The sequence below is a fragment of the Jatrophihabitans sp. genome (assembly GCF_051960575.1).
GTDB lineage: Bacteria > Actinomycetota > Actinomycetes > Mycobacteriales > Jatrophihabitantaceae > JBQCEE01.
Window position 1 is genome coordinate 1 of record NZ_JBQCEE010000406.1, and the last position, 9,179, is coordinate 9,179.

Annotated in this window: 8 protein-coding genes and 1 pseudogene; 8 read left to right on the top strand and 1 reads right to left on the bottom strand. The window is 70.9% G+C overall.

Annotated features, from left to right (window positions below; translation table 11 throughout):
* Positions 1-21 precede the first annotated feature (21 nt).
* On the top strand, positions 22-816 hold the full coding sequence (locus ACTHMS_RS22715; protein WP_440308933.1) for an adenylate/guanylate cyclase domain-containing protein: 795 nt from the start codon (positions 22-24) through the stop codon (positions 814-816).
* Here ACTHMS_RS22715 and ACTHMS_RS22720 read toward each other — a convergent pair.
* On the bottom strand, positions 808-1,737 hold the full coding sequence (locus ACTHMS_RS22720; protein WP_440308934.1) for a LysR family transcriptional regulator: 930 nt from the start codon (positions 1,735-1,737) through the stop codon (positions 808-810). The genes ACTHMS_RS22715 and ACTHMS_RS22720 overlap by 9 nt on opposite strands.
* 204 nt (positions 1,738-1,941) lie before the next feature.
* Between ACTHMS_RS22720 and hisD the strand changes: the two are divergent.
* The 7 genes and pseudogenes from hisD to ACTHMS_RS22755 form a co-directional block, all read left to right on the top strand.
* Positions 1,942-3,139, top strand: a pseudogene (gene hisD / locus ACTHMS_RS22725) (histidinol dehydrogenase).
* Positions 3,140-3,193: 54 nt separating this feature from the next.
* Positions 3,194-3,955 carry an ATP-binding cassette domain-containing protein gene (locus ACTHMS_RS22730; protein WP_440308935.1) on the top strand — a complete coding sequence of 254 codons (762 nt, stop codon included), beginning with the start codon at positions 3,194-3,196 and terminating at the stop codon, positions 3,953-3,955.
* On the top strand, positions 3,952-5,067 hold the full coding sequence (locus ACTHMS_RS22735; RefSeq protein ID WP_440308936.1) for an ABC transporter permease: 1,116 nt from the start codon (positions 3,952-3,954) through the stop codon (positions 5,065-5,067). The genes ACTHMS_RS22730 and ACTHMS_RS22735 overlap by 4 nt, the downstream gene beginning before the upstream one ends.
* 96 nt (positions 5,068-5,163) lie before the next feature.
* Positions 5,164-6,168, top strand: coding sequence for an ABC transporter substrate-binding protein (locus ACTHMS_RS22740; RefSeq protein ID WP_440308937.1), 1,005 nt, complete (start codon positions 5,164-5,166; stop codon positions 6,166-6,168).
* A 10-nt stretch (positions 6,169-6,178) separates the two neighbouring features.
* Positions 6,179-7,426 (top strand): ester cyclase, encoded by a 1,248-nt coding sequence (locus ACTHMS_RS22745; protein WP_440308938.1) that lies wholly within the window; start codon positions 6,179-6,181, stop codon positions 7,424-7,426.
* Positions 7,427-7,436: 10 nt separating this feature from the next.
* Positions 7,437-8,231, top strand: coding sequence for a nitrilase-related carbon-nitrogen hydrolase (locus ACTHMS_RS22750; protein WP_440308939.1), 795 nt, complete (start codon positions 7,437-7,439; stop codon positions 8,229-8,231).
* A gap of 37 nt (positions 8,232-8,268) precedes the next feature.
* On the top strand, positions 8,269-9,179 hold a 911-nt coding region (locus ACTHMS_RS22755), incomplete at its 3' end, for a LacI family DNA-binding transcriptional regulator (RefSeq protein WP_440308940.1).

Below are 9,179 nucleotides of genomic sequence, written 5' to 3' on the forward strand. Positions count from 1 at the left end.
CGACCACTACGGTCGGGTGCCGTGACCGCTCTCGTCGTGGCCCTGGCGCTCGTCGCAGCGGCGCTCGTGGCGTGGGCGATCACCGCCGAGGTGCGACTGCGCCGCACGCGCCGTGAGCTCGCCGACGCCCGCGACCAGCTGGCGGCGCGGCGCTGGGTGCCGTCGACGCGCGACGCCGCGACCGCGCTGCGGGCCGTCACCCGCACCGCCGTGCGCGTGCGCGACCACGGTGTCACCGGCGCCCTCCGATCGTCGATCGACGACCTGGCCGGCTGGGCGCAGGCCGAACGCCCCGACCTCGCGCTCGTGCGCGGCCCCGACGGCAGCGTCACGATCGTCTTCAGCGACATCGAGGACTCGACGGCGCTCAACGAGCGGCTCGGTGACCGCGGCTGGGTGCGGCTGCTCGGCCGGCACGACCGCATCGTGCGCCGGATCGTCGACGACGCCGGTGGACGCGTGGTCAAGGCGCAGGGCGACGGCTTCATGCTCGCCTTCCCGACCGCCGACGACGCCGTGCAGGCCGCCGTGCAGATGCAACAGGCGTTGAGCCGCCAGGTGCGGCCGCCGATCCGGGTGCGCATCGGCGTCCACACCGGCCCCGCGGTGCACCGCGACGGCGACCTCTTCGGCCGCAACGTGGCCTACGCCGCGCGCGTCGCCGGCTGCGCCGACGGCGGCGAGATCCTCGTCAGCAGCGCCACCGGTGCGGCGCTCACCACCGACCTCGCCCTGGACGAGGGCCGCCAGGTCGAGCTCAAGGGACTCGCCGGTCCGCACACCGTCCACGCCGTCGAGTGGCAGCGGTCAGCCTGACCGACGCCGGCGGCGCACCGGTTGCGCACTGCCCTGCTGCACCGCGGTGTGCGCGAGCCGTGCGATCTCGCGGGTGGCCGACGACAACGGCACCGACTCGCGGCGGATGAAGGCGATCGTGTCGTACAGCGGCGGGTCGAGGGCCACGGCGTGCAGGTCGGCGCGGTTCGGCAACGAGGCGAGCACCGCGCGGGACACGATGCTGTCGCCGAGGCCGCGCGACACCAGGTTCATCGCCGTCTCGACGTGCTCGACCTCGATCCACGGGTCGAGTTTCACCCCCGCCAGGTTGGCGCGGTCGGCGAGCTGTCGCCGTGTCGGGTCGCGCCAGCCGGCGTGCGCGTCGTAGAGCACGAGCCGCGTCCCCGCGAGGTCGGTGATCGTCGGCGGCTCCGCGGCGCGGGAGGGGTCGGCGCTGACGAAGACGACCTCGTCGCGCGCCCACGGCGTCACGACGAGTCCCTCGGCGTCGATCGGCAGCACCACGACGCCGGCCTCGAGGGAGCCCTCGGCGACCGCGGCGGCGACGTCGACGGAGTTCTGCCCGATCAGTCGCACCCGCACGGCCGGATGCGACTCGCAGAACTGCTCGACCAGGCCGGACAGCAGGTAGAAGTCGGCGTTGCGCAGCACTCCGAGCGTGGCGACGCCGCCCGACAACGTCTGCACCGACCGCAGCGCGCGGCTCGCGGTGTCGGCCGCGGACACCGTCGCGCTCGCATGGTCGAGCAGCTCCTGGCCTGCAGCGGTGAGCACCAGCCGACGGCGGCCACGGATGAACAGCTGCACGTCGTACTCGTCCTCGAGCCGCCGGATCAGCTCGGACACGGAGGCCTGCGACATGTCGAGCACCCCGGCCGCCGCGGTGAACGAGCCGCGCCGCGCGGCTTCGAGGAAGGCCCGCAACTGCGTCAGTGTCACATCCGTACCATAGGGCGACCCTATGCATAGCACAATGCAGTGCAGGGTTGTCCGAACTGCGCATACGTATTTAGTGTTCCGGCCATGCAGTTCACCCCTTCCGTCCTCGACGCCCTGTCCGGCCGCTACAAGGTGATCAAGTCGCCTGCGGCGTCCGGCCCCGCCGCCCAGCGCGACCCCCGCGTGATCGCCACCGTCTCGGAGATGCTCACGACCATCCAGCGCGACGGACTCGACGCCGTGCTGCGCTACAGCGCCGAGCTCGACGGCTTCACCGGCACCGACATCGAGCTCGATGCGGAGACCATCGCCCGCTCGGGCGACCACCTCGACCCCGCGCTGCGCGAGGCGATCGAGCTCGGTGCTGCCCGCACCAAGGCCTTCGCCCAGGAGTCGCGCTCGCACCTGTCCGACTTCGAGGTCGAGCTCGAGCCCGGGCTGGTCACCGGCCAGCGCTACATCCCGGTCGGGCGCGTCGGTGCCTACCTGCCGGCCCCGGTTCCCGCTCACCGCCAGCGCCTTCATGACCGTGAACGTCGCCAAGGTGGCCGGCGTCCCGACCGTGCTGGCCTGCACCCCCCCGCAGCGCGACGGCGGCCCGAACCACGCGGTGCTGTACGCGGCGGCGGTGTCGGGCGTCGACCGGGTCTTCCTGCTCGGCGGCGTCCAGGCGCTCGCCGCGCTCGCCTTCGGGCTGCTCGGTGACCTGCCGGTCGACATGATCGTCGGCGCAGGGAACGCCTACGTGGCCGAGGCGAAGCGCCAGTTGTTCGGCACCGCCGCCATCGACCTGCTCGCCGGGCCGTCCGAGGTCGCGGTGATCGCCGACGGCAGCGCCGACCCGGTGCTCGTCGCCGCCGACCTGCTCGGTCAGGCCGAGCACGGCCCCGACTCGCCGGCCGCGCTGGTGACCACCGACGAGACGCTGGCCCACGCGGTGGCCGACGAGGTCGAGCGGCAACTGCCGACCTTGTCGACCAACGAGATCTGCGGCCCTGCCTGGCGCGACCACGGCTCGATCACGTGGGCACAGGACCGCGAGACCGCCGTGGCGCTGATGGACGATCTCGCGCCCGAACACCTCGAGGTGCAGACCGACGACGACGCCTGGTACCACGACCACCTGCGCAACTACGGCTCACTGTTCCTCGGTACCTGGAGTACGGTCGCGTACTCGGACAAGGGGATGGCGGGCACGAACCACGTCCTGCCGACCGCCGGCGGCGCGAAGCACAGCGCCGGTCTCTCGGTGTCGCGCTTCCTCAAGCCGCTCACCTACCAGCGCGTGGCCAAGGAGGCGACGCCGTTGCTGGCCGACGCGGTCGACGTGATCTCCGCGTCCGAGGGGATGTCGGCGCACCGCGCGACCGCGACGCTGAGGCGCGACCGACTCACCGGTTGATCGTCTTCGACACCGTTCCAGCCCATGATGATCGCAACGACGAGGGAGCAGCCGATGGCACCGACGCAGTACCTCCTCGAGGCGCGGGGGATCGTCAAGAACTACGGTCATGTCGAGGTGCTGAGAGGCACCGACTTCCATGCCGAGGCCGGCAAGGTCACGGCGCTGATCGGCGACAACGGCGCCGGCAAGAGCACGCTCGTGAAGACGTTGTCGGGGGTGATCCAGCCGCAGGGCGGCACCATCCTGATCAACGGCGAGCCGACCGTCTTCGCGTCGCCGACGCACGCCCGCGACTGCGGGATCGAGACGGTCTACCAGGACCTCGCGCTCGCCTTCGACCTCGGGCCGGCCGAGAACGCCTACATCGGCCGTGAGCTGCTGAAGCCGGGGTTCCTCGGCAAGCTCGGTGTGCTCGACAAGAAGCGCATGCGGCGCGAGGCGTTCGAGACGTTCACCTCGCTCGGCACGGACGTGAAGGACATGGACGCGACCGTCGCGGCGCTCTCGGGCGGCCAGCGGCAGAGCGTCGCGATCTGCCGCTCGGTGATGTGGGCGCGCGGTCTGGTCTTCATGGACGAGCCGACCGCGGCCCTCGGCGTGCGACAGACCCGCCGCGTGCTCGACCTCGTGCGCCGTGTCGCCGAATCGGGGGTGGCCGTCGTGCTCATCAGCCACAACATGCCGGAGGTGCTGGAGGTGTCCGACTCGATCCAGGTGCTGCGGCTCGGGCGCCGTGTCGCCGAGTTCGACAGCACGGCGAGCGTCGACGACCTCGTCGGCGCGATGACCGGCTCGCTGGAGGTGGCCTCGTGAGCACCGTCGACCGCGACCCGCAGCTCGAGATCGAGAAGGGCCACGCCGCCGCGCACGCACCGTCGGAGTTCGCGATCACGACGCCGACCGGCTCGCCGCGCGACGTCGCCGACGCCGTCACTGCGAGCGGCGTGACCCCGTTCCAACGGGCGTTGCGACGCGGCGTGAACTCCTCGCCCGCCTACATGGGTGCGGTGTTGATCGCCCTGTTCGTCGTCTTCAGCATCCTGCAGCCGGACACCTTCCCGACGACCGGCAACGTCCGGAACCTCATCGTCGACACCTCGATCTTCCTCGTGATGGCGACCGGCATGACTTACGTGATGGTTGCCGCCGGCTTCGACCTCTCGATCGGCTCGGTGCTCGTCTTCGCCGGCATCTGCTCGGTCAAGACGATGGACTGGGTGGGCGGCACGAGCTACGGGACGGTGCTCGCCGGCCTGCTCGCCGCCCTCGTCGGCGGCGTCGCCTGGGGCCTGTTCAACGGCTTCTGCGTCACGAAGCTGCGGGTGCCGGCACTCATCACGACGCTGGGCTCGCTCGGCGCCGCGCTCGGCATCGCCAACCTCATGACCAACGGCAACGACATCTCGGTCGCGCAGTCGGCGATGATCGACCTGCAGATCAACTACCAGTTCGGCATGCCGTGGATCGTGTGGCTCGCGCTGGTGGTGGTGCTCATCGGCGGCGCCGTGCTGCGCTACACCCGCTTCGGACGCCACACCTACGTCATCGGCTCGAACGACGAGGCCGCCCGGCGCGCCGGCATCAACGTCAACAAGCACCTGGTGAAGCTCTACGCGATCAGCGGCCTGCTCGCGGGCCTCGCCGGGATGATGTCCCTGGTGCGGTTCTCGACCACCACGATCGGCGGTCACTCGCAGGACGCACTCACCGTCATCACCGGCGTCATCCTCGGCGGCACCAGCCTCTACGGCGGCTACGGCACCGTGCTCGGCACGGTGATCGGCATCTTCATCCCGACCGTGCTGCAGAACGGTCTGGTGCAGGAGGACGTGCAGCCGTTCTGGCAGAACGTCGCCGTCGGCTTCATCCTCATCGCCGCCGTCTACCTCGACCAGCTCAAGCGGCGTGCCCGCGAGAAGACCTGAGCCGGCCGCTCCTGCAGTCCCGGCTCCACCCGCACGACCCGCTCAGCGCACCACCCGTTCCGCCCGTCCCCTCCAGCTCTGATCGAAAGGTCCTCCATGACAACGAAGCGCATCCTGGTGACCGGCGCCGCCACCCTCGTCGCCGCCGGCCTGGTCGTCGGTTGCAGCAGCTCCGGCAGCAAGTCCGGCGGCGGGACGTCCGGCGGCTCGTCCGCGTCGGGCAAGAAGATCGTCTACATCCCCGGCCTGACCGGCAACCCGTTCTACAACACGGTCGCCTGCGGTGCCTCGACCGAAGCGAAGAAGCTCGGCGTGCAGTTCTCGTACCAGGGCGCGTCGACCTTCGACGTCGCCGAGCAGACCAAGATCGTGAACGCGGTCGCCGCCACCAAGCCCGGCGCGATCATGATCTCGATCACCGACCCGACGGCCATGATCGCGCCCCTCACCGCGGCCAAGCGACAGGGCATCAAGATCATCGCGATCGACGGCGACCTCAACGACAAGAGCGTCATGACCACCAACATCGAGGCCGACGGGTACAAGGGCGGTGAGCTCGCCGGCGACGCGCTGGCCAAGGCGGTGGGCGAGAAGGGCGACGTGCTCGCCATCGACAACGCCACCGGCTCGGTCGTCTCGAAGGCGCGCACCGACGGCTTCCAGGCCGCGATCAAGAAGTACCCGAACATGCACTTTGTCGGCATCCAGTACTCGGCCAACGACGTCAGCAAGGCGGCGTCCATCGTCTCGACCGAGGCGGCGAAGGACTCGAACCTCGTCGGCATCTTCGGTGTCGAGACCAACAACACCCAGGGCGCTCTGACCGGTGTGCGCGAGGCGAACAAGAAGGGCACGATCAAGGTCGTCGGCTTCGACACCAGCGACCCGATCGTCGCGGCCCTCAAGGACGGCTCGCTCACCGGCACGGTGGTGCAGTACCCGCGCGGTGAGGGCATGCTGGGCGTGCAGTCCGCCGTCGACGCGATGGAGGGCAAGTCGGTGCCGCGCAACCAGGCCGCCGACTCGGTCTTCGTCACGCCGGACACGGTGAACTCGGCGAAGGCGCAGCAGTACATCTACGACGTCAACTGCAAGGGCTGATCTCCTCCCGATGACCGATCGACCCGGCTCGACCCCGCAGGAGGCGGCGCCCGAGGGCGCCGCCTCCGCGGCCGTCGTCCCCACCTCGTCCAACGGCACGCGTCCGGATGCCCGTCGCACGCCCCTGCAGGGGTCGACCCTCGACGGCGGCCCGACCGGGCGCACCATGCCGGCCGACTTCGGCATCGCCGTGCGGCCCGGCACCGGCAGCGACACCCTGCGGGCGGAGCGCGAGCGGGGCGCGCGCCGGCAGTCGTTGCGCGGGTTCGAGGACACCTACACCGACATCGTCGACTACATCGTCCGGATCACCCACCGCATCTGGGAGGACCAGGACGTCGGCTACATCTACGACACCTATGCGCCCGGGTGCTTCGTGTACGACGACCACGGCGCGCACTACGGCGTCGAGCGCGTCGTCGAGGGCACCATCGCGAGCATCCACGCCTTCCCGGACACGCGGTCGTGGGCCGACGAGATCATCTGGGCCGGCGACGACGAGCAGGGCTTCGTCACGTCGCACCGCTACATCACCACCGGGCACCACCTCGGCCCGTGGGCGTGGGGGCCCGCCACCCGCCGCAAGGTCAACCTCTGGGGCATCGCGAACTGCGTTGTGCGCGAGAACGAGATCTTCGAGGAGTGGGTGCTCTACAACATGACCTCGAAGTTCATGCAGCTCGGCATCGACGTCGCCTGGGCCGCCAAGCAGTACGGCAACGAACTGAACCGCATCAGCGCCGACCGGCACGTCGGTGAGGTGGCGCGGCTCGAGGGCGGCCGGCAGCCCGAGTACTACCCCGAGTCGGGTGCACGGTCGTTCGACGTCGAACACTTCGTGCGTGCGCTCTGGCACAACCTCTACAACCGTCGAGACCTGAGCAGCGTCGACCGCGCGTACACGTCCACCGCGCGCTGGCGCGGTCCGTCGAACCGCGTCGGCTACGGCCGGCAGGACGTGAAGGGCATCGCGCGGTCGTTGCTCGCGACCTTCCCGGACCTCGGCATGCAGGTCGACGAGGTGTACTGGATGGGCAACGAGGCCGACGGGTTCCGGGTCTCGCTGCGTTGGACGGCGCAGGGCACGCACCGCGGACATGCCCTGTACGGGCCGCCGACAGGACGCCGGGTGCACCTCTGGGGCATCGACCAGCTCTACATCCGTGGTGGCCGCGTCACGGAGGACTGGATGATGTTCAACGAGTTCGACGTGCTCGCCCAGATCCTCAGCGACGAGCCGGCCGAGCTGCTCGGGTGACCGTCCGGTCATGGTGACGGTCAGCTGTTGCGAGCTGGCGCCGCAGGTCGGCGACCTCGCCGGCAACGTGCGGCTGGCGACGCTCGCGATCGAGGCGGCCGTCCGGGACGGTGCCGACGTCGTGGTGCTGCCCGAATTGGCGACCAGCGGCTACGTCTTCGAGTCGCCGGACGAGGCGCGCGGCCTCGCCGTCGGGCGCGACGATGCACTGTTCGAGCGGTGGCGGGCGGCGGCCGGGAGCGCCGTCGTCGTCGCCGGCTTCGCCGAGCTGGGCGACGACGGCGAGGTCTACAACAGTGCGGTGCTGCTGCACCCGGGCGGCGCCGTCGTCTACCGCAAGACCCACCTGTGGGACCGCGAGAAGCTGTTCTTCACGCCCGGTGCCGAACTGCCGCCGGTGGTCGACACCGTCGTCGGACGCATCGGGGTGATGGTCTGCTACGACCTCGAGTTCCCGGAGCTGACCCGGTCGGTGGCGCTGCGCGGGGCGGAGCTGCTCGCGGTGCCGACGAACTGGCCCTGGGGTGACCGGCCGGCCGGGCAACCCTGCGGCGAGATCATCATCGCGATGGCGGCGGCGCGCGTGAACCGGCTGCCGATCGCCTGCTGCGACCGCCGGGGCGTCGAGCGGGGGCAGCGGTGGAACCAGGCGACCGCAGTCATCGACGAGCAGGGCTGGCCCGTCGCCGACGCCCTCGCCGACGGCGTCGCGACGGCACGGCTCGACCTGACCCGTGCCGCCGACAAGCGGATCTCACCGCGCAACGACCTGCTGGCCGATCGCCGCACCGATCTCTACCCGTGACCGATACAGTGCGCCCGTCGAGAGGAGCGCGTCGGCCATGACCGTGACGAGTCACGACGTCGCCCGTCTCGCCGGGGTGTCGCAACCGACGGTGTCGCGGGCGCTGCGCGGTGACACGCGCGTCGCCGAGGCGACGCGACAGCGCATCCAGGCCGCCGCGGCGCAGCTCGGGTACGTCGCGAGCGAGCTCGGACGCAACCTCTCGACCAGGTCGACCCGGCAGATCGCCATGGTGGCCGACCTCCGCAACGAGCTGTACCCGACCCTCGTGGCCCCGCTGCACGACCGGCTCGCCGAGCACGGCTACCGCATGATGCTGCTCGCCGAGCGTGGTGACGACACCGCTGCGTTCGAGCGGTTGCTCGACCGTTCGGTCGACGGCGCCATCCTCACCACGACGACACTGCGCTCGTCGCTGTCGCAGGAACTCGCTCGCCGGCACCTGCCGTTCGTCGAACTCAACCGCATCTCGGGGCGGCGGGGCGTCGACGGTGTCACCGCGGACAACGTGGGGGGAGCGCGGTCGGTGGCCCGGCTGTTCGCCGAGCGCGGGCACCGCCGCGTCGCCGCGGTGTTCGGCGCGCGCACGACGAGCACCGGCCGCGATCGCGAGGACGGCTTCCGCCATGGCCTCGCCGAGGCGGGGATCGAACTGCCCGACCGCTGGGTGACGCACGGCGGGTTCGGTCACGACGACGGCGAGCGCGGGTTCGCACGGGTGATGACCGGCCGGCATCGTCCGACGGCGGTCTTCTGCGTCGGCGACGCGGTCGCGGTCGGTGCGCTCAACGAGGCGCGGCGGCAGGGTCTGTCGGTGCCGGACGACGTCTCCGTCGTCGGCTTCGACGACCTGGCCATCGCGTCGTGGCCGGTCATCCGGCTGACCAGCGTGCGGGTCGACTTCACCGCCATGGCCGCCGCCGCGGCCGACCAGCTCGTGCGCCGTCT

Excerpts from the sequence above, each read along its gene's own strand:
- ACTHMS_RS22745 (WP_440308938.1), top strand. The coding sequence starts at position 6,179 with ATGACCGATCGACCCGGCTCGACCCCGCAGGAGGCGGCGCCCGAGGGC.
- ACTHMS_RS22730 (WP_440308935.1), top strand. The coding sequence starts at position 3,194 with ATGGCACCGACGCAGTACCTCCTCGAGGCGCGGGGGATCGTCAAGAAC.
- ACTHMS_RS22740 (WP_440308937.1), top strand. The coding sequence starts at position 5,164 with ATGACAACGAAGCGCATCCTGGTGACCGGCGCCGCCACCCTCGTCGCC.
- ACTHMS_RS22750 (WP_440308939.1), top strand. The coding sequence starts at position 7,437 with ATGGTGACGGTCAGCTGTTGCGAGCTGGCGCCGCAGGTCGGCGACCTC.